Here is a 22,622-nt window from a genome sequence, read left to right as displayed (position 1 = left end):
CAGCACGGCATGAGAAACACGACCGAAAAGGGGCGGATCGGTGGCGGACATCGAGGAAGCACGCAAGGAGTTCCAGCGGATCGACGTGGACGGTGACGGATTCATCACCGCCGCGGAGTTCAAGTCCGCCCTGGCCCAGGGGGGCGACTGGAACGTCACCGACACGGTGGCCGAGGCCATCATCAGGACCCGCGACCTCAACGGCGACAAGGTGCTGTCGTTCGACGAGTTCTGGACCTACCTGAGCAAGTGATGTACCCGGCAGGGGGTGCCCGTCCGTACGGACAGGCACCCCCTCCGTCATGAGCGGCGCTTGGCCACCCGTTCGCCGCGGTGCCGGAATAGGGTCCGCGCCGGCGCGGTTGTCGCCCGGGACAGACGTATGCGCACGCATGGAACTATCCCGGAGGCCCCTCATGAAGATCGGCATCATCGGCGCGGGCAACATCGGCGGCAACCTCACCCGGCGGCTCACCGCCCTCGGCCACGACGTCTCCGTGGCCAACTCCCGGGGCCCCGAGACGCTTAGGGAACTGGCCGAGGAGACCGGGGCGACCCCGGTCCGGGCCGAGGACGCGGCGAAGGGCGTGCAGGTGGTCGTGGTCACCGTCCCCCTGAAGGCGGTCCCCCACCTCCCCGCCGGCCTGCTGGACGGGGCGGCCGAGGGCGCCGCGGTGATCGACACGGGCAACTACTACCCGCAGCGGGACGGCCGGATCGCGGGCATCGAGGACGAGGGCCGCACCGAGAGCCGGTGGACCGAAGAGCACCTCGGCCACCCGGTGATCAAGGCCTTCAACGGCACCTACGCCCAGGACCTCCTGGACCGGCCCCGCCCCGCGGGCGACCCCGGCCGTCTCGCCCTCCCGGTCGCCGGAGACGACGAGTCCGCCAAGCGGATCGTCCGCGACCTCATCGACGAGCTCGGCTTCGACACCGTCGACGCGGGCGGCCTCGACGACTCCTGGCGCCAGCAGCCCGGCACCCCGGTCTACGGCCTCCAGGCCGGCACCGAGGCCGTCCGCAAGGCCCTCGCCGAAGCCTCCCCGGAACGCCCGGCGGACTTCCGGGGCTAGGCGGCCCGTCCTACGGCGTGGCCCAGTCCCGCAGTTCGGCCTTGCTCGCGAACTGGGCCACGTTCTTGTCGTGGGGATCGCTCGTGTACTGGTGGAACAGCCACTTCGCCTTGATGCGGGGCTTGCCCGCGGTGACGTAGTCGGCGATCCAGAGGCCGTCGCCGGCGTAGGAGGTGGAGTCCACGGTCAGCCAGAAGTCGCGGTTGCAGTAGAGCACGACCCGGTTGTGCGGGCGGAGTTGTTTCACCTTGCGGATGAAGGCGTCCTTCTCCGCGTTGCTCGCGTGGGTGCCGTCGCCCGTCGTCTCCCAGTCGACGGCGAGTATGTCGCCGGGACGTTCGGGGGCGTGCTGGACGAAGTGCTCGGCCTGGGCGGTGAGGTTGCCCGGCCACAGGAAGTGGTAGAAGCCCACGACCAGCCCGGCGTCGCGGCCCGTCTTGGTCTGGGCGGTGAGCCGCGGGTTGACGTACGAACGGCCCTCCGTCGCCTTGATGAAGACGAAGGAGGAGCCGTCCGTGTCGTACGCGGAGGACTGGAAGGCGCTTACGTCGATGCCGTGCAGCATGCAGGATTTGTGCCCCCTGCGGCGGCATCCGGAACCTCAGCCTCGGGTGGTCACCGAACTCAGCACCGACGCGGACTTCGCCGACCAGTCGGACGTGATGATGCTCGCGTGGTCCTTGGCCAGCAGGGCGAGCCGGGCGGCGACTTCGGCGTCCGTCGGGTTCGTGGAGGAGATGGCCGGGGACACGCCGTCGGCACCCGTCATGATCGAGATGTAGTGGTTCGTGGAGTAGAACGAGGTGTCGTAGCCGTTGTTGACGTACGTCGCCGCGTCACCGTCGAAGAAGACGAACCAGGGCCGGATCGAGGCGTCGTACCGGCTGACGCGCGGGTCGCCGTTCTCGGCGCCGAGCACCGCGGGGAAGGCCTCGGCCTGTGCGATCTTCCCGGCCGCGTACAGGTCCCGCAGATGGTCGCCGTACTCCTCGTCCGTCCAGTAGTGGTCGAAGGGGTTGGCCTGCTCCACCGTGCCCGGGATCAGCTCGAAGAGGAACTTGCCCCGGAGGGAGTCGCGGGAGGGCCACGCGTCGGCCTTGGCCGCCGCGTCCAGGGAGGAGTACGCGCCGCCCAGCAGGTCGGCCGGCCGGTACACGCTGCCGCCGAGCTTCTGCGAGACCAGCGTGTCGAACGCGGCCGGGCCGAGTCCCGCCCTGTTGTTGAAGCCGACCTTCATCTCGACCTTGACGACGATCGGCGGGTGGTCGGGGTGCAACTGGTTCCAGGCGGCCATGTTGTCCAGGCAACTGCCCAGGTCCTGGTTGCGGTTGGTGCTGTACAGCCGGCTCGGGGTCTTCGCCGCCTCGCAGTTGTTGTCGTCGCCCAGCGGGTTGCTGTGGCTGACCCGCCAGCGGTGGGTGAGGCTGTCCACGTACACGTCCAGCTCCAGCAGCGAGGCGCCCGAGTCCAACGCCTGTGCGAAGTAGGTGTACTTGGCCTTGTCGTACGCGTTGTGCGTGCCGATCGCGGTCGTCCCGGAGAACGTCGCCGACTCCGCGTGGGCGTTGCCCGCCCCGACCACCAGCAGGGCCGCGGCCCCCGCGAGCGCCGCGACCCGTCTCCATGCACCCATGACCCAACTCCCCTTCGCTGCCGTCGAGTTGGGGGCAGCGTAGGGCTGAGCGGTTACTGAACGGTAGCCCCTGGAGGAACATCAGCCGCTCGCGGACCGTCGGGCGGCCGGGCGTGGGTGCGGGCGTACGGCACGGAGCCGGACGGCTAGCCGTGCAGTATCCGCGCGGGGCGCACCGCGCCGACCGGCTCGCCGTGTCCGAGGACGGGGGCGGTGGCCAGCTCGGCGAGGACTTCGTCGGTGTCCGTGGCGACGCCGAGTCTGCGCAGTGCGGCGATCATGACGACGGGGCGGGCCCGGGAGGAGCCGTCGGCGATCTTCAGGGCGACGCAGGAGCCGTCGGGGAGCGCCAGCGCGTAGACGCCCTCCGCGCCGTCCTTGGCGACCGCCCCGGGCAGCGCCCGCATCAGCCGGGTCACGTCCCGGCCGGTCCCGCCGACGTGTTCGGGGTGCTCGTTCATCGCCCGCGCGACCCGTCGCTCCAGGGATCCGGGCCCGCCCGTGGACAGCTTGGCGAAGGCGCGCGCCAGGCCCCGGTAGCCGATGGCGAACAGGGGTGCGCCGCAGCCGTCGACGCCGGTCGCGGCGACCTTCTCGCCGGCCAGGTCCTCGACGGTCTCGCGCAGGGCGCGCTGCAGCGGGTGGCGCGGGTCGAGGTACGTCTCGGTGTCCCAGCCGTTGGCGACGCAGGTGGCGAGCATCGCGGCGTGCTTGCCCGAGCAGTTCATCGTCAGCGTGGTCGGCACGCCGCCGTTCGCGAGGTGGGCGCGCAGCGCGGCCTCGCCGATGGGCAGCCCCGCCGTGCACCGCAGGGCGCCGGTGTCCAGCCCGGCGCCCTCGAGGATCCTGCGCACGCCGTCGAGGTGGACGGCCTCGCCGGAGTGGCTGGCACAGGCCAGCGCGAGCAGTTCGCCGTCCAGGCCGAGTCCGGCGCGCAGCATGCCGAGCGCCTGGAGCGGCTTGTTGGCCGACCGGGGGTACATCGGGCGGTCCGTCTCGCCGACGCTCAGCACGGTCCGCCCCCGCGGATCGGCCGCGTGGACCGTTCCGTGGTGCACCGACTCCAGGAAGTCGCCGCGCCAGACCTCCGCCACCACCGCGTGCACAGTCCGCCCCCTTCTCCCCGGCCGCCCCGGCCGGCCACCACGTCGGCCCGAGTACCGGCTCAGCACTCGATGATGTTCACCGCGAGCCCGCCCCGGGCCGTCTCCTTGTACTTGACCGACATGTCCGCGCCGGTGTCCTTCATGGTCTTGATGACCTTGTCCAGGGACACCTTGTGGGAGCCGTCGCCGCGCATGGCCATCTTCGCGGCCGTGACCGCCTTCACCGAGGCCATGCCGTTGCGCTCGATGCAGGGGATCTGGACCAGGCCGCCGACCGGGTCGCAGGTGAGGCCGAGGTTGTGCTCCATGCCGATCTCCGCGGCGTTCTCCACCTGCTCGGGGGAGCCGCCGAGGACCTCGGCGAGGGCGCCGGCGGCCATGGAGCAGGCGGAGCCGACCTCGCCCTGGCAGCCGACCTCGGCGCCGGAGATGGAGGCGTTCTCCTTGAAGAGCATGCCGATCGCGCCCGCGGCCAGCAGGAAGCGCACGACCCCGTCCTCGTCGGCGCCCGGCACGAAGTCCATGTAGTAGTGCAGGACGGCGGGGATGATGCCGGCCGCGCCGTTGGTCGGCGCGGTCACCACGCGGCCGCCCGCCGCGTTCTCCTCGTTCACGGCCATCGCGTAGAGCGTGATCCACTCCATGGCGTGGGCCAGCGGGTCGCCCTCGGCGCGCAGCTGGCGGGCCGAGACGGCCGCGCGGCGGCGGACCTTCAGGCCGCCCGGCAGGATGCCCTCGCGGGACAGGCCGCGGCGCACGCACTCGCGCATCACCCGCCATATCTCCAGCAGGCCCGCGCGGATCTCCTCCTCCGTGCGCCAGGCGCGCTCGTTCTCCAGCATCAGGGAGGAGATCGACAGGCCGGTCTCCTTGGTCAGGCGCAGCAGCTCGTCGCCCGTGCGGAAGGGGTACTTCAGGACCGTGTCGTCCAGCTTGATGCGGTCCGCGCCCACCGCGTCCTCGTCCACGACGAAGCCGCCGCCGACCGAGTAGTACGTCTTGGAGAGCAGCTCCTTGCCGTCGGCGTCGTACGCGAGGACCGTCATGCCGTTGGCGTGGTACGGCAGCGCCTTGCGGCGGTGCAGGACCAGGTCGTCGTCGAAGGAGAAGGCGATCTCGTGCTCGCCGAGGAGGTTCAGGCGGCCGGCCGCCTTGATCGCCTCCACCCGCTCGTCGGCCGTCTCCACGTCGACCGTGCGCGGGGAGGCGCCCTCCAGGCCGAGCAGCACCGCCTTCGGGGTGCCGTGGCCGTGGCCGGTAGCGCCGAGGGAGCCGTACAGCTCGCAGCGCAGCGACGCCACCGAGGCCAGCAGGTCCTCGTTGCGCAGCCGGCGGGCGAACATGCGCGCCGCGCGCATCGGGCCGACCGTGTGGGAGCTGGACGGGCCGATGCCGACCGAGAACAGGTCGAAGACCGAGATGGCCACGGAGGGACTCCTCAATACGGGGGTGGTGCAAAAGGTGGTACTGGGGGGCGGGTACCGCGCCCACCGGACACCTCCAGTGTGCGCGGTACCCCGAGAAAGGTGACTTACTTGTTCAGACCCGGGTACAGCGGGTGCTTGTCGGCCAGGGCCTTCACCCGGGCCTGCAGGGCCTCCGCGTCGTAGGACGGCTTCAGCGCCTCGGCGATCACGTCGGCGACCTCGGCGAAGCCCTCGGCCGTGAAGCCGCGGGTCGCGAGGGCCGGCGTACCGATCCGCAGGCCGGAGGTGACCATCGGCGGGCGCGGGTCGTTCGGGACCGCGTTGCGGTTGACCGTGATGCCGACCTCGTGCAGCCGGTCCTCGGCCTGCTGGCCGTCGAGCTCGGACTCGCGCAGGTCGACCAGGATCAGGTGCACGTCGGTGCCGCCGGACAGCACGTTCACACCGGCCTCGCGGGCGTCCGCCGCGGTCAGGCGCTCGGCGAGGATGCGGGCGCCCTCCACGGTACGGCGCTGGCGCTCCTTGAAGTCCTCCGAGGCGGCGACCTTGAAGGAGACCGCCTTGGCCGCGATCACGTGCTCCAGGGGACCGCCCTGGAAGCCCGGGAAGACGGAGGAGTTCAGCTTCTTCGCGAACGCCTTCTTGGCGAGGATGATGCCGCCGCGCGGGCCGCCGAGGGTCTTGTGCGTGGTGGAGGTGACCACGTCCGCGTGCTCCACCGGGTTCGGGTGGAGACCGGCCGCGACCAGGCCCGCGAAGTGGGCCATGTCGACCCACAGGTAGGACTCGACCTCGTCGGCGATCCGGCGGAACTCGGCGAAGTCCAGCTGGCGGGGGTACGCCGACCAGCCCGCGATGATGACCTTCGGGCGGTGCTCCTTGGCGAGCCGCTCGACCTCGGCCATGTCGACCAGGCCGGAGTCGTCCACGTGGTACGCGACCACGTTGAACTGCTTGCCGGAGAAGTTCAGCCGCATCCCGTGGGTCAGGTGGCCGCCGTGCGCCAGGTCCAGGCCGAGGATGGTGTCCCCGGGCTGGGCCAGCGCGAACAGGGCCGCCTGGTTGGCGGAGGCGCCGGAGTGGGGCTGCACGTTGGCGTACTCGGCGCCGAACAGCTCCTTGATCCGGTCGATGGCGATCTGCTCGGCGACGTCGACGTGCTCGCAGCCGCCGTAGTAGCGGCGGCCGGGGTAGCCCTCGGCGTACTTGTTGGTGAGGACCGAGCCCTGGGCCTCCATCACCGCGAGCGGCGCGAAGTTCTCGGAGGCGATCATCTCCAGGGTGGACTGCTGGCGGCCGAGCTCGGCGTCGACGGCGGCGGCGATCTCCGGGTCCAGCTCGTGCAGGGGGGTGTTCAGGACGGTCATTCGGCTACGACTCCTCAGCTGCCGGAAAACGCGGTGTACTCGTCGGCGGAGAGCAGCTCGGCCGGCTCCTCCGCGATGCGCACCTTGAACAGCCAGCCGCCCTCGAAGGGGGCCGAGTTCACCAGCGACGGGTCGTTGACGACGTCCTCGTTGACCTCGGTGACCTCGCCGGTGACCGGGGAGTAGAGGTCGGAGACCGACTTGGTCGACTCCAGCTCACCGCAGGTCTCGCCCGCCTCGACGGTGGAGCCGACCTCGGGGAGCTGGGCGTAGACCACATCGCCGAGCGCGTTGGCCGCGAACTCGGTGATGCCGACCGTCGAGACGCCGTCCTCGGCGGCCGACAGCCACTCGTGCTCCTTGCTGTAGCGCAGCTGCTGGGGGTTGCTCATGGCCTGGATTCTCCTGTACGCGCGGGAGTGATGGTGATGGGGAGACTGTGGAAACTGCTGGTGGGCAGGCGAATGTGCGCAGGGTCACGTGCCCGCCGCGGGACCGGCCCCGTGCGGGGCGCGGTCGCCGCCCAGTGTCTACTTCTGGCGCTTGTAGAAGGGCAGCGCCACGACCTCGTACGGCTCGTGGCTGCCCCGGATGTCCACGCCGACACCCTCGGTGCCCGGCGCGGCGTGCGCGGCGTCGACGTAGGCCATGGCGATCGGCTTGCCCAGCGTGGGGGAGGGGGCGCCGGAGGTGATCTCGCCGATCACCTCGCCGCAGGCGACGACGGCGTACCCGGCGCGCGGGACGCGGCGGCCCTGGGCGATCAGCCCGACGAGCACCCGCGGGGGGTTCTGCTCGGCGCGGGCGGCGGCCTCCAGGAGCGCCGTGCGCGCCACGAAGTCGCCCTCCTTGTCGAACTTGACCACGCGGCCGAGTCCGGCGTCGAAGGGGGTCAGCTCGGTGGTCAGCTCGTGCCCGTACAGCGGCATGCCCGCCTCCAGGCGCAGCGTGTCGCGGCAGGACAGGCCGCACGGGACCAGGCCGACGCCCTCGCCGGCCTCGGTCAGCGCCTGCCACAGCCCGACCGCGTGCTCCGGCTTCACGAACAGCTCGAAGCCGTCCTCGCCGGTGTAGCCGGTGCGGGCGATCAGCACGGGAACGCCGGCGACCGTGCCGGGCAGCCCCGCGTAGTACTTGAGGCCGTCCAGGTCGGCGTCGGTGAGCGACTTCAGGATGCCGGGGGACTCCGGGCCCTGCACGGCGATCAGCGCGTATGCGTCCCGGTCGTCGCGCACCTCGACCTCGAGGCCCCCGGACCGCTCGTCCAGCGCGTCCAGCACCACCTGGGCGTTGGAGGCATTGGCCACGACCATGTACTCGGTCTCGGCGAGCCGGTAGACGATCAGGTCGTCCAGGATGCCGCCGTCGGCCCGGCAGATCATGGTGTAGCGGGCGCGGCCGACGCCGATGGAGGCGATGTTGCCGACCAGGGCCATGTTCAGGAAGTCGGCCGCCTCGGGGCCGGTCACGGTGATCTCGCCCATGTGGGAGAGGTCGAACAGACCCGCCTTGGTCCGCACGGCCAGGTGCTCGTCGCGCTCGGAGCCGTAGCGCAGGGGCATGTCCCAGCCGGCGAAGTCGGTCATCGTCGCGCCGAGCGAGCGATGCACGGCATCGAGCGCGGTGCGGCGGAGTTCGGTACTGCTCATCGGTCGGTCGTCTCCCAGGGCACGGGGATGGGGCGAGGAACGTTCCTCCCCATCTGTCATCGGAACCTGAGAGGTTCGCCAGGACCGCCACGGGGGCGATCAGGGCTTGCACCTTGGGTGGAGCCACTGACACAGCGGCCCGCTTTTCAGATGTGCCTCGCCCGCGCGGTAACGGTACCTGAGAGATTCAAGGGAGGGACTTGCTCCTTCGGCGCCCCGGGCGGTCCAGAGGGGACCCGGGGACTCTCCCGCGCGGATTCAAGCGGCCGATATGCAGTTGGCGGCCACATCATTGCACGCCACGGCCCCGCCCGTCAGGGTCGCATCCGTAACCGAGCCGTGGCGGTACGCGCACCCACCCGTCGCACACTTCCCATTACCTTCTCTTTACGCAGGCCGGGCATGGATATTACCGGGCCACAGGGGAGGACGATCACGGTGAAGAGGACCACGGCGCTCGCGACCGGCACCGCAGCCACCACCGGCGCCGCGGTGCCGCGACAGCCCTCCGCCCCGGCCCGCGAGCGCTGCGCCGAGCGCCCCGCGCCGGCCGTCCGCGACCTGCGCGGCCGTGCCGGACGCGGCCCGCGCACCCTGCTCTTCGGCCCCCATGACGTCGTGGTGGTCACCGGCCTGCCCGGCAGCGGCAAGTCCACGCTGATGCACCGCGCCGTCGCGGGCGGCCGCATCGACTCCCAGGACACCCGCGACCGGTTCGCGGTCCGCCTGCCCCGCCTGCTGCCGTACGCCCTCTACCGCCCCCTGGTCCGCGCGGCCCACTACGCGGCCCTGCGCCGCGCCCTGCGCACCGGAGCGGGTCTCGTGGTGCACGACTGCGGCACCCAGCCCTGGGTGCGCGCCTGGCTCGCCCGCGAGGCCCGCCGCCGCGGCGGCGCCCTTCACCTGCTGCTGCTCGACGTCCCGCCGGGGACGGCCCGGGAGGGCCAGCGCGAGCGCGGCCGGGGCGTCTCCCGCTACGCCTTCGGCCGGCACCGCCGTACGACGGCCCGGCTGCTCGGCGCGGTGGAGCGGGGCGAGCTGCCGGCGGGCTGCGGCTCGGCGGTGCTCCTGGACCGGGCCGCGGCGGACGGCCTGCGCCGCATAGGCTTCGCCGCCGCCCGGGCGGCGGACGCCGTCACAGCCACCCGCTAGCCTTCTGGTCACAGCAGTGGTTCCCAGCAGGCGGTAGGCAGATGGACTTCCCGGCGGACATTCCCGCGGACTTCCCGGCACAGGCACACCCCCACCCGCACGGCGGGTGGCCCGGCAACGAACTGGAGGAGGTGCTGTCGGCCTCCCTCGGCATACCCTCGGCGGGCGGCCGGATCATCGAGGTCCTCGGCCGGAGCTTCCTCTGGATCCCGCTGCCGGCCGGCGGCGGCCCGCACAGCGGCCCGCTGGACCTGCCGACGCTGGACATCGACGGCCAGGCGTACGTGCCGGTGTTCAGCTCGGAGGAGCAGTTCCGCCAGGTGGCCGGCTCCCACATGTCGTACGCCGTCGCCCCCGCCGTGGAGTTCGCGCGCGGCCTGCCCCCGCAGGCCGGCATGGCGGTGAACCCCGGGGGCGTGGTCGGCGTCCCGCTCCCGCCGGAGGCCGTCGCCGAACTGTGCCGCGCGGGCCGCACCCCGCTCGACGGCCTCGCCTCCGGCGGCCGCGTCCGCCTCTTCGAGCCCGACTGGCAGGACGACCCGGTCGACTTCCTCTCCGCCGCCTCCGCCGAGTTCGCCGAGACCGGAGTGGTCCTCAGCGCCCGCCGCTGCCTGGCCGTCGTCGAGACGGGCGACCCGGTGCTGTTCGTCGGCGTCGAACTCTCCCAGTGGGAGGGCGACCTGCGCGCCCGCCCCCTGGAGGCCCTGGGCCGGGCCCTGGGCCGGGTCCCGGTCGCATGGCCGGTCAACCTCGTGCTGCTGGACGTGGCCGAGGACCCGGTGGGCGACTGGCTGAGGACGAACGTCCGGCCGTTCTACCAGTACGGCCACTGATCCACCGGCCGGGGGCCGGCCGGCCCGACCTGCGCGACGGGCCACGACGCACCCGCACCCGCGCACGGGCACAGGGCCCCGGGCCGGCTGGCGCTTAAGCTGTGTCCAAACGTGGGGAAGAGGCGAAGGGGCGGTAAGACAGGTGAGCGCGAGCCCAAGCGGCAGCGTGGAGCACATGCTGCGCCAGGTCACGCCCGGACGCTACGACGCCTACGAGGCCCTGCTGCGCGCCCTCGCCGCCCCGTCCTCCGGCCAGATCTGGATGCTCCTGTGGCACGGCCAGGGCGGCTCCCCGGACGCCCAGTACGGGAACATGGAGGTCGACGGCTTCCACTACGCCCCGTGCGTGACCTCCGCCCAGGAACTGTCCGCCAGCGGATGGAACCGCTCCTACGAGGTGGTCGACGGCCTCGACGTGGCCCGCACCCTCTACCCCGACCACTACGGCCTCTGGCTCAACCCGCACGCCCCGGGCGGCGGCGTCGGCATCCCCTGGCTGGACCTGCGCCGCATCGCGACCGGCCTGGACCGCCAGCCCGCCGGCCCGCTGCGCCTCACGGAACCCGGCATCGAGATCCCGCAGTTCTACGCCCTGCTCGCGCAGAACGCCCACCGCACCCCCGCGCTGCGCTCCCTGCGCCGCGCCTGGGTGCAGCCCGCGCTCGGGGCGCCCTACCTCGCGCTCGGCCTGGACGTGTACGACACCTCGCCCGCCGCCGTGGACTCGGTGCGCGCGATGATGCAGCAGTCCATCGGCGCGGTCCCGGAGGGGCTGCCGGTGTCCACGGTCGCCATGACCGACGACTACGACCCGGTCGTGATGTGGATGTGGGCCAACGTCCGCCCGTTCTACGACCGCGAGGCCCACGCGCCCGCCCCGCAGCTCCAGGCCCCGCCCCAGGCTCCGGCGGCCGGGTACGGGTACCCGCCAGTACACGGGGGCTACTGACCGACCGGGTCCACGCGGCGGGGCGAGGCTTCACGGATTTACGGCCCGACCGGGCTTCCAGCTGCCGTTTCGGAGTGATGTGACGCCGGTCACGGTCGTGTGGGTCTGTTCTCAACTGCCCCGCATGCCCCTGTCGGTTCGGGGTGCGGTGCCCCCAATGTCCGTGTCCGGCAGACAGCTCCTCCTGTTCGGATAACGGAATCCCCTAGGCGGCATCACGTTTGCGCATACTTTCTCCATCGGGCCTGGCGCGTGATCGAGACCGCATTGAAGACTCGCCTCTCAAGACGCGAGGCCATCGATCCTGTGATCGAAACCAGTCACAGGATCAGTTGGAACTTTGGGGCCGTCACCCACGTGCGGCCGGCGCAGGTAAGTGAACCAAGCCGCCCACAGCGGCGGACAAAGGCCGGTCACCACCGGCGAGAGGGGTCAGGTCAACTGTGACCGCACCGATCGAGACCACCGGGGCAGAGGCCGGAGCGCCTCCCGAGTCCGTGCTCGCCGGGGCCAAGAAGAGCCAGATCGAAGGGCGTTCACTCAGCCAGATCGCCTGGACCCGGTTCAAGCGGGACAAGATGGCCGTGGCCGGCGGCGTCGTCGTCGTGCTGCTCGTGCTGATGGCGGTTCTCGCCAAGCCGATCGAGTCGATCTTCGGACTCGACCCGGACAAGTTCCACCAGGACCTCATCGACCCCGCGCTGCTGGCGCCCAAGGCCGCCTGGGGCGGCATGAGTTGGGCCCACCCGCTGGGCGTGGAGCCGCAGTACGGCCGCGACATGCTCGCCCGCATCATCGACGGCTCCTGGGTCTCCCTCCTGGTCGCCGGTGGCGCCACCCTCCTCTCGGTGGTCATCGGTACCGTGCTGGGCGTCGTCGCCGGTTACTACGGTGGCTGGATCGACAGCGTCATCAGCAGGCTCATGGACACCTTCCTGGCGTTCCCGCTGCTGCTGTTCGCCATCGCCATCTCGGCGTCCGTGCAGGACGGCTTCTTCGGCCTCAACGGCCTGCCGCTGCGCATCTCCGTGCTGATCTTCGTGATCGGCTTCTTCAGCTGGCCGTACATCGGCCGTATCGTGCGCGCCCAGACGATGACCCTGCGCAGGCGGGAGTTCGTCGAGGCCGCCACCAGTCTGGGAGCCCGCGGCCCGTACATCCTGTTCCGGGAGCTGCTCCCCAACCTCGTCGCGCCGATCCTCGTCTACTCGACGCTGATCATCCCGACGAACATCCTCTTCGAGGCCGCTCTGAGCTTCCTCGGAGTCGGCATCGCTCCGCCGCAGGCCTCCTGGGGCGGCATGCTCAGCAACGCCGTGGATCTCTACACCGCAGATCCGCAGTACATGTTCGTGCCCGGACTGGCGATCTTCATCACCGTCCTGGCATTCAACCTGCTGGGTGACGGGCTGCGTGACGCGCTCGACCCTCGCAGCAAGTGATCCATCGATAGAGGGGCTTTCCTCAACGTGAAGACGAGAAGGGTTTTCGCTGCCGTGGCCTCGGTCACGGTGCTGTCCCTGAGTGCGGCCGCGTGCGGCGGCGGGGGCGGCAAGAGCAGCAGTGGCGGCAACGGAACGAAGGACGCGGCGCTGGACTCCATCGTCAACGCGTCGAGCAAGAAGGGGGGCACGGTCAACCTGGAAGACTCCGACGTGCCCGACTCCCTGGACCCGGGCAACACCTACTACGGCTTCGTGCAGAACTTCTCGCGCCTGTACGCGCGGACGCTCGTCACGTTCAAGCCGGCCGCGGGCAAGGACGGCCTCACGGTCGTCCCGGACCTCGCGGAGTCCCTGGGCACGCCCAGCAAGGACGCCAAGACCTGGACGTACCACCTGCGTCAGGGCCTGAAGTTCGACGACGGGTCCCCGATCACGTCCAAGGACGTCAAGTACGCGATCGAGCGCTCCAACTTCGCGCCCGAGGCCCTGTCCAACGGCCCGACGTACTTCAAGGCGTACCTGCAGGGCGGTGACAAGTACAAGGGCCCCTACAAGGACAAGAAGGGCCTGGACTCCATCGCCACCCCGGACGACCGCACGATCGTCTTCCACCTGAACCAGCCGTTCGCCGACTTCGACTACCTGGCGACCTTCTCCCAGACGGCCCCCGTGCCGCAGGCGAAGGACGACGGTGCGAAGTACGTCCAGCACATCGTGTCCTCCGGCCCCTACAAGTTCGCCTCGTACGAGGAGGGCGCCAGCGCCAGCCTCGTCCGCAACCCGAACTGGGACCCGAAGACGGACCCGATCCGCAAGGCGCTGCCGGACAAGATCAACGTCAAGTTCAAGGTCAACCCGGTCTCGATCGACAACGACCTGATGGCTGACAAGATCACGGCCGACATATCCGGTGCCGGTGTGCAGCCGCAGACCCAGCCGAAGGTCCTGAGCGGCAAGTACGCCAAGCAGACGGACAACTCGTACGCCGGCGCCACCGGTTACATGGCGCTGAACCTGCACGTCGCGCCGTTCGACAACGTCCACTGCCGCAAGGCCGTGCAGTGGGCGCTCGACAAGCAGTCGGTGATCGACGCCATGGGCGGCTCGCCGAAGGGCGACGTGGCCACCACGCTGCTGCCGCCGTCCGTCAACGGCTACGCCAAGTTCGACGAGTACCCGTCCGCGGGCCACAAGGGTGACATCGCCAAGGCCAAGGACGAGCTGAAGCAGTGCGGCAAGCCGAACGGCTTCTCCACCACGCTGACGGCCCGTTCCGACCGTCCCGCCGAGATCGCGGGCGCCACGGCCATCCAGAACTCCCTGAAGGCCGCCGGCATCAACGTCGACATCAAGCAGTTCCCCTCCGGCAAGTACTTCGCCAACTTCGCCGGTGTCCCGAGCTACGTCCACCAGCACAAGCTCGGCATGATGATGATGGCGTGGGGCGCCGACTGGCCGACCGGCTACGGCTTCCTGGACCAGATCATCGACGGCAGCGCCATCAAGCCCTCGGGCGGCAACAACCTGATGGAGCTGAACGACCCGAAGATCAACGCCGCTCTGAAGGCGGCCATCGGCAACACCGACGCCGCGGCCCGCACCAAGGCCTGGGGTGACATCGACAAGATGGTTGCCGACAACGCCTCGGTCGTTCCGCTGGTCTACCGCAAGAACCTGCTGATCAGGCCCACGTCCGCGACCAACGTCACGGTCACGCAGGCGTACCTCGGCATGTATGACTACCTGCTGCTGAGCTCCTCGAAGTAACAGCAGGCCGGATACCCCTGAAAGGCAGGTGAAGGCACCGGGTGGCCGGGGCGGACACACACCGCCCCGGTCACCCGGAGCCGCACAGCTGTGGCTGCGTACATCATCCGACGCGTCTTCGGCGCATTGGTACTGCTGCTGGTGGTCAGCGCAGTCACCTTCGCCATCTTCTTCCTGGTCCCCCGCCTAGGCGGCCAGACAGCCACCCAGCTGGCCACCCAGTACGTCGGCAAGGACGCCAACCCCGCGTCCGTCGCCGCGATCAAGCACAATCTGGGACTCGACCAGCCCATCTACATGCAGTACTGGGACTACATCAAGGGCCTGTTCGCAGGCGCCGACTACAACTACGGCCCCGACGCCACGCACTGCAGCGCCCCCTGCTTCGGGTACTCCTTCAAGAGTCACGTCGAAGTGTGGCCCCAGCTCCAGCAGCGCATCCCGGTCTCCTTCTCGCTGGCCGTCGGTGCGGCCGTGATCTGGCTGATCTTCGGTGTGACGACCGGTGTCGTCTCGGCGCTCCGCAAGGGCAAGCCGGTGGACCGCATCTCGATGTTCATCGCCCTCGCCGGCGTCTCGCTGCCGATCTTCTTCACCGGCCAGGTGATCAACGCTCTGTTCGTCTACCAGTGGCCCATCTGGGACAGCACGGACTACGTGCCGTTCACCCAGAACCCGGCCGACTGGGCCTGGCACCTGCTGCTGCCCTGGGTCAGCCTCGCGTTCCTCTTCTCCGCCACCTACGCCCGGCTCACCCGGGCGGGCATGCTGGAGACGATGAGCGAGGACTACATCCGGACGGCACGCGCCAAGGGCCTCAAGGAGTCCGTGGTCGTCACCAAGCACGGGCTGCGTTCCACGCTCACCCCGATCGTGACCATCTTCGGTATGGACTTCGGCACCCTCATCGGTACCGCGGTGCTCACCGAGACCGTCTTCTCCCTGCAGGGTGTCGGCGCGTACTCCATCCAGGCCATCAAGGACAACGACCTGCCCATCGTGATGGGCGTGACCCTGGTCGCCGCGTTCTTCATCGTCTTCTGCAACCTCGTCGTCGACCTGGTGTACGCAGCCATCGACCCCCGGGTGAGGTACTCGTGAGCAAGCTCGAAAAGGCGGCGGTCGGCGAACCGGCCGGCTCCGCCCCCTCCGAAGCCGACGACGCGTTCCTCTCCGTACGCGATCTGCGCATCCACTTCAACACCGACGACGGCCTGGTCAAGTCGGTGGACGGAGTCAGCTTCGACGTGCGCCGGGGCAAGACCCTGGGCATCGTCGGTGAGTCCGGTTCCGGCAAGTCCGTCACCTCGCTCGGCGTGATGGGCCTGCACCGTTCGGCCAACGCCCGGGTCTCCGGCGAGGTGTGGCTGGACGGCCAGGAGATGATCGGCGCCGACCCGGACGAGGTCCGGCGGCTGCGCGGCCGCAAGATGGCGATGATCTTCCAGGACCCGCTGTCCGCCATGCACCCCTACTACACGGTCGGGGCGCAGATCATCGAGGCCTACCGGGTCCACCACAAGGTCAGCAAGAAGGTCGCCCGGCAGCGGGCGATCGAGATGCTGGACCGCGTGGGCATCCCGGAGCCGGCCAAGCGCGTCGACGGCTACCCGCACGAGTTCTCCGGCGGTATGCGCCAGCGCGCGATGATCGCGATGGCGTTGGTGAACAACCCCGAGCTGCTCATCGCCGACGAGCCGACCACCGCCCTGGACGTCACCGTGCAGGCGCAGATCCTGGACCTGATCCGGGACCTGCAGAAGGAGTTCGGCTCCGCGGTCATCATGATCACGCACGACCTCGGTGTGGTCGCCGAGATCGCCGACGACCTGCTGGTCATGTACGGCGGCCGGTGCGTGGAGCGCGGGCCGGCCGAAGAGGTCTTCTCCGCGCCCCGCCACCCCTACACCTGGGGCCTGCTCGGCTCGATGCCGCGGCTGGACCGGGAGGAGACCGACCGGCTCATCCCGATCAAGGGTTCGCCGCCCTCCCTCATCAACGTCCCGTCCGGGTGCGCCTTCAACCCCCGCTGCCCGTACGCGGACATCCCGAAGGACAACGTCACCCGCACGGTCCGTCCCGAGCTGACCGAGGTCGGCGGCGGGCACTGGGCGGCCTGCCACATGACGCAGGAGCAGCGGGAGCGTATCTGGACCGAAGAGATTGCGCCGAAGCTGTGAGCGACGAAAAAGTGAGCATCCCCGCGCAGAGTGACGGTGCCGCCATCGAGGGCGCCGCCGTCTCCGACGGCGAGGTCCTGCTGAAGGTGAGCGGGCTCCAGAAGCACTTCCCGATCCGCAAGGGCCTGCTGCAGCGGCAGGTCGGGGCGGTGCGCGCCGTCGACGGCATCGACTTCGAGGTGCGCAAGGGCGAGACCCTGGGCGTCGTGGGCGAGTCCGGCTGCGGCAAGTCGACGATGGGCCGGCTGATCACCCGGCTGCTCGAACCGACCGCAGGGCAGATCGAGTTCGAGGGCAAGGACATCACGCACCTCGGCACCGGCGGCATGCGCCCCATGCGCCGCGACGTGCAGATGATCTTCCAGGACCCGTACTCCTCGCTGAACCCGCGCCACACCATCGGCACGATCGTCGGCGCCCCCTTCAAGCTGCAGGGCGTCCAGCCCGAGGGCGGCGTCAAGAAGGAGGTGCAGCGGCTGCTGTCGGTGGTCGGTCTCAACCCCGAGCACTACAACCGCTATCCGCACGAGTTCTCCGGCGGTCAGCGCCAGCGCATCGGCATCGCCCGCGCGCTCGCCCTGAAGCCGAAGCTGGTCGTCGCGGACGAGCCGGTCTCCGCGCTGGACGTGTCGATCCAGGCGCAGGTCGTGAACCTGCTGGACGACCTCCAGGAGGAGCTTGGCCTGACGTACGTGATCATCGCGCACGACCTCTCGGTCGTCCGGCACGTGTCGGACCGCATCGCGGTGATGTACCTCGGCAAGGTCGTGGAGCTCGCCGACCGGGAGTCGCTGTACAAGGCGCCGATGCACCCGTACACCAAGGCGCTGATGTCGGCCGTCCCGATCCCCGACCCGAAGCGGAAGCACGTCAAGAGCGAGCGCATCCTGCTCAGGGGCGACGTGCCCTCGCCGATCGCCCCGCCGAGCGGCTGCCGCTTCCACACCCGGTGCTGGAAGGCGACGCAGATCTGCAAGACGACCGAGCCGGTTCTGCTGGAGCTGAAGCCCGGTCAGCGGGTCGCGTGCCACCACCCGGAGAACTTCGAGGACCAGGCGCCGCAGGACACCGTGCTGCTGTCCGTGGCCAAGGAGGCGGCCGAGCTGATCGCCGACGAGGTCCTCGCGGAGTCGGCGGAGACGTCGGCGGCGGTGGCGGCGGAGCTGGCCGAGGAGACCGCTGCGGCGACCTCGGAGGAGACCCCGGAGGAGACCCCGGCGGGCGCCGCCGAGGCGACCTCGGAGGAGGCCGCTGACGAGACCTCGGAGGAGACTGCCGAGGAGACCTCGGAAGAGGCCGCCGAGGAGGCCCCCGCGGCCGCTTCGGAGGAGGCTGCCGCCGACGAGGACTCGACCGGAGCCACCAAGCCGGCGCCCAAGTCCCAGGAGTCAACCGACAAGTAACACATGACAACTGGGCAAAGTCATGTACATGCCTGAACGGGAGAGTGCAGAGTCGTCCGTGTCCGACCCATGATCGGTACACGCTCGAAAGGGACGACTCATGACACTCTCCCGTTCGGCACGTTTCGGGGCCCTCGCGACCGCGGCGGCCTCCTTCCTTGTCATCGCCGCCTCTCCCGCCCCCACCCCGGGCGCCCCCGGCGTCGGCGACCCCTACTTCCCGCGGCTCGGCAACGGCGGCTTCGACGCCCTGCACTACGACCTCGACGTCGCGTACGCGCCCGGCACCGGCCGCCTCGACGGCCGTACCACCCTCACCGCCCGCGCCACCCAGAACCTGTCCTCCTTCGACCTCGACCTCCAGCAGCTGGAGATCACGAGAGTCGAGGTGAACGGCAGGCGCGCCGAGTTCACGCGCGACGGCGACGAGGTCACCGTCACTCCGCGCCGAAGCCTGGAGCGCGGGCGGACGTTCCGGGTCTCCGTCACCTACGGCGGCGTACCCCAGCCCCTCAGCGGGCCCATCGTGTTCGGCTCCAAGTACGGCTGGATGAAGACCGCCGACGGAGTCTTCGTCGCCTGTGAGCCCAACGCCGCGTCCACCTGGTTCCCGTCCAGCGACCACCCCTCCGACAAGGCCACCTACGACATCCGGATCAAGGCGCCCGAGGGCCTGACCGCCGTCTCCAACGGCCGGCTGGTCTCGACGCACGACAAGGACGGCTCGACGTACACCCACTGGCGCGAGTCGAAGCCGATGGCGACCTACCTCGCGACCGCCACCATCGGCAAGTTCGACGTCCGCACCGGGCGCACCCCCGGCGGCATCCCGATCTACGTCGCCATCGACCCGGTGCTGAAGAACAGGAACAGCGTCGACGTGTACGCCGTCACCGCCGCCGCCACGGACTACTGGTCGAAGGTCTTCGGGCCCTACCCCTTCGAGGAGACCGGCGCGATCGTGGACGACATGCCGGAGGCCGGGTTCTCCCTGGAGGTGCAGAGCAAGCCCGCCTACTCGGCCGTGCGCAGCGAGTCGACCATCGTGCACGAGCTGTCCCACCAGTGGTTCGGCGACTCGGTGAGCGTGGCCCAGTGGAAGGACATCTGGCTCAACGAGGGCTTCGCCACCTACGCCCAGTGGCTGTGGGCCGAGCACCAGGGCACCCGCTCCGCCCACGACTCCCTCGTCGCCAACTACAACGCCCTGCCCGCCGACTCGCCCTTCTGGCAGATCAAGGTCGCCGACCCGCAGCGCGACACCATGTTCGCCTTCGCCGTCTACCAGCGCGGCGCGATGACGCTCCAGATGCTCCGGGAGCGGATCGGGGACAAGGCCTTCTTCCGGCTGCTGCCGGCCTGGGCGAAGCTCCACCGGTACGGCAACGCGGACACCGCCGACTTCATCCGCCTCGCCGAGCAGGTCAGCGGGCAGCAGCTGGGCGACCTCTTCCACACCTGGCTGTTCACAACAGGGAAACCTGCCCTGTGATCCTGGCTTTGTAAGGTTCACACCCGGCGTCGGGTGAGAATGTATGGGTGCAGCTCCAGCAACTCTTCAGTCCCTCCGTCCAGCACACGCTCGATGTGGTCGGCATCTTCGTGTTCGCGATCTCCGGCGCGCTGCTGGCCGTCCGGAAGAACTTCGACATCTTCGGCATCGCCGTGCTCGCCGAGGTCACCGCGCTGGGCGGGGGACTGTTCCGGGACGTGGTCATCGGGGCCGTGCCCCCGGCGGCCTTCACGGACCTCGGGTACTTCCTCACCCCGCTGCTCGCCGCGCTCGTGGTCTTCTTCCTGCACCCGCACGTGGAACGGATCCAGTCCGCGGTGCTCGTCTTCGACGCGGCCGGCCTCGGCCTGTTCTGCGTCAGCGGTACGACGAAGGCGTACAGCTACGGCCTCAACCTGACCGCGTCGGCGACGCTGGGCCTCGCCACCGCCGTCGGCGGTGGCGTGCTGCGCGACGTGCTCGCCAACGAGGTGCCCTCACTGCTGCGCTGGGACCGCGACCTGTACGCGGTCCCAGCGATCGTCGGCGCGACCATGGTCGTGCTCTGCATCCGCTATGACGCCCTGACCCCCCTCACCAGTGGGCTCGCGGTCGTCACCGCTTTCGTGTTGCGCCTGCTCGCGATGCGGTTCCACTGGCGAGCTCCGCGTGCGTGGAACCGCCGGTCGACGGTGACCGAGGAGTAGTCCCGCTCGCCCTCCGGGTAAGGGAGCCGGCGTTCCCGTTGAGGGAGTGGTCCCGGCCCTTCGCGTGGTTCTGGCCCATCTGCAGGGTCAGCCAGCGGAACACCGTCGGCACCTGCGGCCGCCACAGCGCCATGGTGTGACCGCCCGCGCTGCGCGGCAGGAACACCACGTGCACGCTGGTCGGCGCCTTGGCGATGGACTCCAGCGCCACACCCGCCTGGTAGCCGTCGCCGGACTCGCCGGAGAAGTACAGGGAGATCCTCGGCGGCACCGGCTGCTTCTTCAGGATCGTGTACGGGTTGTTCTCGGCGCGCAGTTCCGGGTTCTGGGCGGCGAGGGAGTTGCGTTCGCCGATCGGGTCGTTGTAGCCCGACATGCTCACCGCGGCCCGGTACCGGTCGGGGTGCGCCACGGCCAGCTTGACCGCGCAGTGCGCGCCCGCCGAGTACCCGGCGACGGCCCAGCCCTGCGGCGCCGGCTGGGCACGGAAGTTGTCCGTGACCATCTTCGGCACGTCGATGCTGAGCCAGGTGTCGGCGTTGACCTGACCCGGGATGTTGGCGCAGCCGGTGTCGACGCCGGCCAGCAGGTTGGTGCGCGGGGCGACCAGGATGAAGGGCGCCACCTGGCCGCTCCGCATCAGCGGCAGCAGCTGCTCGTGCGCCTTCATCGACCCGAACCAGGCCTTGGCCGAACCCGGGTAGCCGGGCAGCAGTTCCACGACCGGGAACTTCTTGTTGCGGTAGGCCGGGTCGTCGTACTGCGGCGGCAGCCAGACGTAGACCTCGGCGTTCACGCCCGAGACCTGGCCCTTGAGCTGGGTGACGCGCACCCCGCCGGCCGCGTGCATACCGGGCCCCGAGGCCGCCGTGAAGGTCTGCTTGACCTTGGGCAACCGTGTCACCGCTATGCCGCCGGTGCCGTCCCGGCCGAGGTCGGCGGCCTGCTGGACGTGGTTTCCGGTACCGAACAGATCGGCCCAGTTGTCGTACAGGTTGTTCTGGTTGTTGACCAGGACGAAGACCAGGGTGACGGCCGTGCCCTGGGCGAACAGCAGCATCAGCACCCGGGTCGCGATGCGAAGGGGCTTCGGCCCGCGCGTCCGCGACCACAGGAGGAGCGGCAGTATGAGGGCGACCACGGCCAGCACGATGGTCGTATAGAGGAACGGAGTCCCGGTGAGGCTCATGTCCCCATAGAGGGGAAACAGGGGCTCGGGGTTACGGACGTGTCTGGGCACTTACCTAGAAATTGCCGGAACCTCACCCGGGGGATGGATTCAAAAGCATTTTGTCATCTCGCGGTCACAGAAAAAGCTACCGCTTAGTAGTTTCTTGTTGTACCGTTCATGCATGCCAGAAGCAGCTTCCGCCCCCTCCCCGTCGCGGGCCGTGATCGGTGACAGCGAGTTCGACCGCGACACCGCGGTCACCCGGCGCGAGCCCGGTGTCTACGACATCGACCTCTCGGCCGGCTGGACCATCATCAGCGCCGTCAACGGCGGCTATCTGCTGGCCGTGCTCGGCAGGGCCCTCGCGGACGCCCTCCCGCACCCGGACCCGTTCACCATCTCCGCGCACTACCTGACCGCCTCCCGGCCCGGCCCGGCGGTCGTCCGCACGCAGACGGTCCGCACCGGCCGCACCCTCTCCACCGGGCAGGCCTCGCTCCTGCAGTACGACGACGAGGGCAACGAGGTGGAACGCATCCGCGTCCTCGCCTCCTACGGCGACCTCTCCGCCCTCCCCGACGACGTCCGGACGACCGCGGCCCCGCCCGCGATCCCGCCGCCGGACCGGTGCTTCGGCCCCGAGGACGGACCCGCCCCGATCGACGGCAGCAACGCCATCGCCGACCGGCTGATGCTCAGGCTGGATCCCGCCACCCTCGGCTGGGCGCTCGGCGCGCCGTCGGGCAAGGGCGAGATGCGCGCCTGGTTCGGGCTCGCCGACGGCCGCGACGCCGACCCGCTCTCGCTGCTGCTCGCCGTGGACGCGCTGCCGCCCACCGCCTTCGAGATCGGCCTCAAGGGCTGGGTCCCCACGGTCGAGCTCACCGTCCACGTCCGCCACCGCCCGGCCCCCGGCCCGCTGCGGGTGTCGATCACCACCCGCAACCTGGCCGGCGGCTTCCTGGAGGAGGACGCCGAGGTCTGGGACAGCGAGGACCGTCTGGTCGCCCAGTCCCGGCAGCTGGCCCGGGTCAGGCTCGGCTGAGCGGGGCGCGGCCCAGCCAGGCCGCCAGCTCCTCGTGCGGACCGGCGCCTTCGGGGGCCTCACGCGGGGCGTCGAAGGGGACCTCCTCGTCGCGCGGCAGGGACCCGGGCAGCACCCGCCGCGCCGTGGCGAGCGCGAACCGGGCCGGCTCCGGGTCGAGTTCGTGCGGGTGCCCGAGGGCCTCGGCGAGGTCCCAGGTGTGGGCGACGATCTCCATCAC

21 protein-coding genes, 1 pseudogene and 2 riboswitches are annotated in these 22,622 nt (G+C 70.2%); of the genes and pseudogenes, 13 read left to right on the top strand and 9 right to left on the bottom strand.

Annotated features, from left to right (window positions below):
* The first annotated feature begins 40 nt into the window (after nt 1-40).
* Together ACWEN3_RS05215 and ACWEN3_RS05210 are read left to right on the top strand one after the other, a co-directional pair.
* Nucleotides 41-253 carry an EF-hand domain-containing protein gene (locus ACWEN3_RS05215; protein ID WP_452965855.1) on the top strand — a complete coding sequence of 71 codons (213 nt, stop codon included), beginning with the start codon at nt 41-43 and terminating at the stop codon, nt 251-253.
* 163 nt (nt 254-416) lie between these two features.
* Nucleotides 417-1,076, top strand: coding sequence for an NADPH-dependent F420 reductase (locus ACWEN3_RS05210; RefSeq protein WP_452965852.1), 660 nt, complete (start codon nt 417-419; stop codon nt 1,074-1,076).
* A 10-nt stretch (nt 1,077-1,086) separates the two neighbouring features.
* Here ACWEN3_RS05210 and ACWEN3_RS05205 read toward each other — a convergent pair whose 3' ends face one another.
* The 7 genes from ACWEN3_RS05205 to gcvT form a co-directional block, all read right to left on the bottom strand.
* Nucleotides 1,087-1,641, bottom strand: coding sequence for a glycoside hydrolase family 25 protein (locus ACWEN3_RS05205; RefSeq protein WP_452965850.1), 555 nt, complete (start codon nt 1,639-1,641; stop codon nt 1,087-1,089).
* A gap of 36 nt (nt 1,642-1,677) precedes the next feature.
* On the bottom strand, nt 1,678-2,709 hold the full coding sequence (locus ACWEN3_RS05200; protein WP_452965849.1) for a phosphatidylinositol-specific phospholipase C domain-containing protein: 1,032 nt from the start codon (nt 2,707-2,709) through the stop codon (nt 1,678-1,680).
* Between the two features lie 146 nt (nt 2,710-2,855).
* Nucleotides 2,856-3,815 (bottom strand): asparaginase, encoded by a 960-nt coding sequence (locus tag ACWEN3_RS05195; RefSeq protein WP_452965848.1) that lies wholly within the window; start codon nt 3,813-3,815, stop codon nt 2,856-2,858.
* 59 nt (nt 3,816-3,874) lie between these two features.
* Nucleotides 3,875-5,242, bottom strand: coding sequence for an L-serine ammonia-lyase (locus tag ACWEN3_RS05190; RefSeq protein WP_452965845.1), 1,368 nt, complete (start codon nt 5,240-5,242; stop codon nt 3,875-3,877).
* A 104-nt stretch (nt 5,243-5,346) separates the two neighbouring features.
* Nucleotides 5,347-6,609, bottom strand: coding sequence for a serine hydroxymethyltransferase (glyA, locus tag ACWEN3_RS05185; protein ID WP_452965843.1), 1,263 nt, complete (start codon nt 6,607-6,609; stop codon nt 5,347-5,349).
* Between the two features lie 14 nt (nt 6,610-6,623).
* Nucleotides 6,624-7,001, bottom strand: a complete 378-nt coding sequence (gene gcvH / locus ACWEN3_RS05180) for a glycine cleavage system protein GcvH (RefSeq protein ID WP_452965841.1) — start codon at nt 6,999-7,001, stop codon at nt 6,624-6,626.
* 138 nt (nt 7,002-7,139) lie between these two features.
* Nucleotides 7,140-8,258, bottom strand: coding sequence for a glycine cleavage system aminomethyltransferase GcvT (gene gcvT / locus ACWEN3_RS05175; protein WP_452965839.1), 1,119 nt, complete (start codon nt 8,256-8,258; stop codon nt 7,140-7,142).
* Between the two features lie 43 nt (nt 8,259-8,301).
* A riboswitch (glycine riboswitch) is annotated at nt 8,302-8,414 on the bottom strand.
* Nucleotides 8,415-8,519, bottom strand: a riboswitch (glycine riboswitch). It abuts the riboswitch before it with no gap.
* Nucleotides 8,520-8,690: 171 nt separating this feature from the next.
* Here gcvT and ACWEN3_RS05170 point away from each other — a divergent pair.
* From ACWEN3_RS05170 to ACWEN3_RS05125, 10 genes are all read left to right on the top strand, one after another.
* Nucleotides 8,691-9,410, top strand: coding sequence for an AAA family ATPase (locus ACWEN3_RS05170; protein WP_452965893.1), 720 nt, complete (start codon nt 8,691-8,693; stop codon nt 9,408-9,410).
* 41 nt (nt 9,411-9,451) lie between these two features.
* Entirely contained in the window at nt 9,452-10,243 is a 792-nt protein-coding gene (locus ACWEN3_RS05165) for an enhanced serine sensitivity protein SseB (RefSeq protein WP_452965837.1), read from the top strand.
* 175 nt (nt 10,244-10,418) lie between these two features.
* Nucleotides 10,419-11,192: an enhanced serine sensitivity protein SseB C-terminal domain-containing protein gene (locus ACWEN3_RS05160; RefSeq protein ID WP_452965890.1), complete on the top strand. Its 774-nt coding sequence runs from the start codon at nt 10,419-10,421 to the stop codon at nt 11,190-11,192.
* A 443-nt stretch (nt 11,193-11,635) separates the two neighbouring features.
* Nucleotides 11,636-12,634 carry an ABC transporter permease gene (locus tag ACWEN3_RS05155; RefSeq protein ID WP_452965835.1) on the top strand — a complete coding sequence of 333 codons (999 nt, stop codon included), beginning with the start codon at nt 11,636-11,638 and terminating at the stop codon, nt 12,632-12,634.
* A 27-nt stretch (nt 12,635-12,661) separates the two neighbouring features.
* Nucleotides 12,662-14,404, top strand: coding sequence for an ABC transporter substrate-binding protein (locus ACWEN3_RS05150; RefSeq protein ID WP_452965833.1), 1,743 nt, complete (start codon nt 12,662-12,664; stop codon nt 14,402-14,404).
* A 90-nt stretch (nt 14,405-14,494) separates the two neighbouring features.
* Entirely contained in the window at nt 14,495-15,505 is a 1,011-nt protein-coding gene (locus ACWEN3_RS05145) for an ABC transporter permease (protein ID WP_452965831.1), read from the top strand.
* Entirely contained in the window at nt 15,502-16,584 is a 1,083-nt protein-coding gene (locus tag ACWEN3_RS05140; protein ID WP_452965829.1) for an ABC transporter ATP-binding protein, read from the top strand. Before ACWEN3_RS05145 ends, ACWEN3_RS05140 begins: the two co-directional genes overlap by 4 nt.
* 11 nt (nt 16,585-16,595) lie before the next feature.
* Nucleotides 16,596-17,987 carry an ABC transporter ATP-binding protein gene (locus ACWEN3_RS05135; RefSeq protein ID WP_452965827.1) on the top strand — a complete coding sequence of 464 codons (1,392 nt, stop codon included), beginning with the start codon at nt 16,596-16,598 and terminating at the stop codon, nt 17,985-17,987.
* Nucleotides 17,988-18,087: 100 nt separating this feature from the next.
* Nucleotides 18,088-19,479, top strand: coding sequence for a M1 family metallopeptidase (locus ACWEN3_RS05130; protein WP_452965824.1), 1,392 nt, complete (start codon nt 18,088-18,090; stop codon nt 19,477-19,479).
* Nucleotides 19,480-19,526: 47 nt separating this feature from the next.
* Nucleotides 19,527-20,186, top strand: coding sequence for a trimeric intracellular cation channel family protein (locus ACWEN3_RS05125; RefSeq protein ID WP_452965822.1), 660 nt, complete (start codon nt 19,527-19,529; stop codon nt 20,184-20,186).
* Here the strand turns inward: ACWEN3_RS05125 and ACWEN3_RS05120 are convergent.
* On the bottom strand, nt 20,095-21,375 hold the full coding sequence (locus tag ACWEN3_RS05120; RefSeq protein ID WP_452965819.1) for an alpha/beta hydrolase: 1,281 nt from the start codon (nt 21,373-21,375) through the stop codon (nt 20,095-20,097). The genes ACWEN3_RS05125 and ACWEN3_RS05120 overlap by 92 nt on opposite strands.
* A 163-nt stretch (nt 21,376-21,538) precedes the next feature.
* Between ACWEN3_RS05120 and ACWEN3_RS05115 the strand changes: the two genes are divergently transcribed.
* Nucleotides 21,539-22,402 (top strand): thioesterase family protein, encoded by an 864-nt coding sequence (locus ACWEN3_RS05115; RefSeq protein ID WP_452965817.1) that lies wholly within the window; start codon nt 21,539-21,541, stop codon nt 22,400-22,402.
* Here ACWEN3_RS05115 and ACWEN3_RS05110 read toward each other — a convergent pair.
* Nucleotides 22,389-22,622: pseudogene (locus ACWEN3_RS05110) on the bottom strand (TIGR03086 family metal-binding protein); the annotation flags it as partial. The gene ACWEN3_RS05115 and the pseudogene ACWEN3_RS05110 overlap by 14 nt on opposite strands.

Source organism: Streptomyces sp. NPDC004561 (assembly GCF_053602155.1).
Note: the sequence above shows the minus strand (reverse complement) of the source record. Positions and strands in the feature narration are given on the sequence as shown.

Bases quoted from the DNA above. Each gene is read 5' to 3' on its own strand.
- ACWEN3_RS05210 (WP_452965852.1), top strand. From the start codon at position 417: ATGAAGATCGGCATCATCGGCGCGGGCAACATCGGCGGCAACCTCACC.
- ACWEN3_RS05205 (WP_452965850.1), bottom strand. From the start codon at position 1,641: ATGCTGCACGGCATCGACGTAAGCGCCTTCCAGTCCTCCGCGTACGAC.
- ACWEN3_RS05200 (WP_452965849.1), bottom strand. From the start codon at position 2,709: ATGGGTGCATGGAGACGGGTCGCGGCGCTCGCGGGGGCCGCGGCCCTG.
- glyA (WP_452965843.1), bottom strand. From the start codon at position 6,609: ATGACCGTCCTGAACACCCCCCTGCACGAGCTGGACCCGGAGATCGCC.
- gcvH (WP_452965841.1), bottom strand. From the start codon at position 7,001: ATGAGCAACCCCCAGCAGCTGCGCTACAGCAAGGAGCACGAGTGGCTG.
- gcvT (WP_452965839.1), bottom strand. From the start codon at position 8,258: ATGAGCAGTACCGAACTCCGCCGCACCGCGCTCGATGCCGTGCATCGC.
- ACWEN3_RS05165 (WP_452965837.1), top strand. From the start codon at position 9,452: ATGGACTTCCCGGCGGACATTCCCGCGGACTTCCCGGCACAGGCACAC.
- ACWEN3_RS05160 (WP_452965890.1), top strand. From the start codon at position 10,419: ATGCTGCGCCAGGTCACGCCCGGACGCTACGACGCCTACGAGGCCCTG.
- ACWEN3_RS05130 (WP_452965824.1), top strand. From the start codon at position 18,088: ATGACACTCTCCCGTTCGGCACGTTTCGGGGCCCTCGCGACCGCGGCG.
- ACWEN3_RS05120 (WP_452965819.1), bottom strand. From the start codon at position 21,375: ATGAGCCTCACCGGGACTCCGTTCCTCTATACGACCATCGTGCTGGCC.
- ACWEN3_RS05115 (WP_452965817.1), top strand. From the start codon at position 21,539: ATGCCAGAAGCAGCTTCCGCCCCCTCCCCGTCGCGGGCCGTGATCGGT.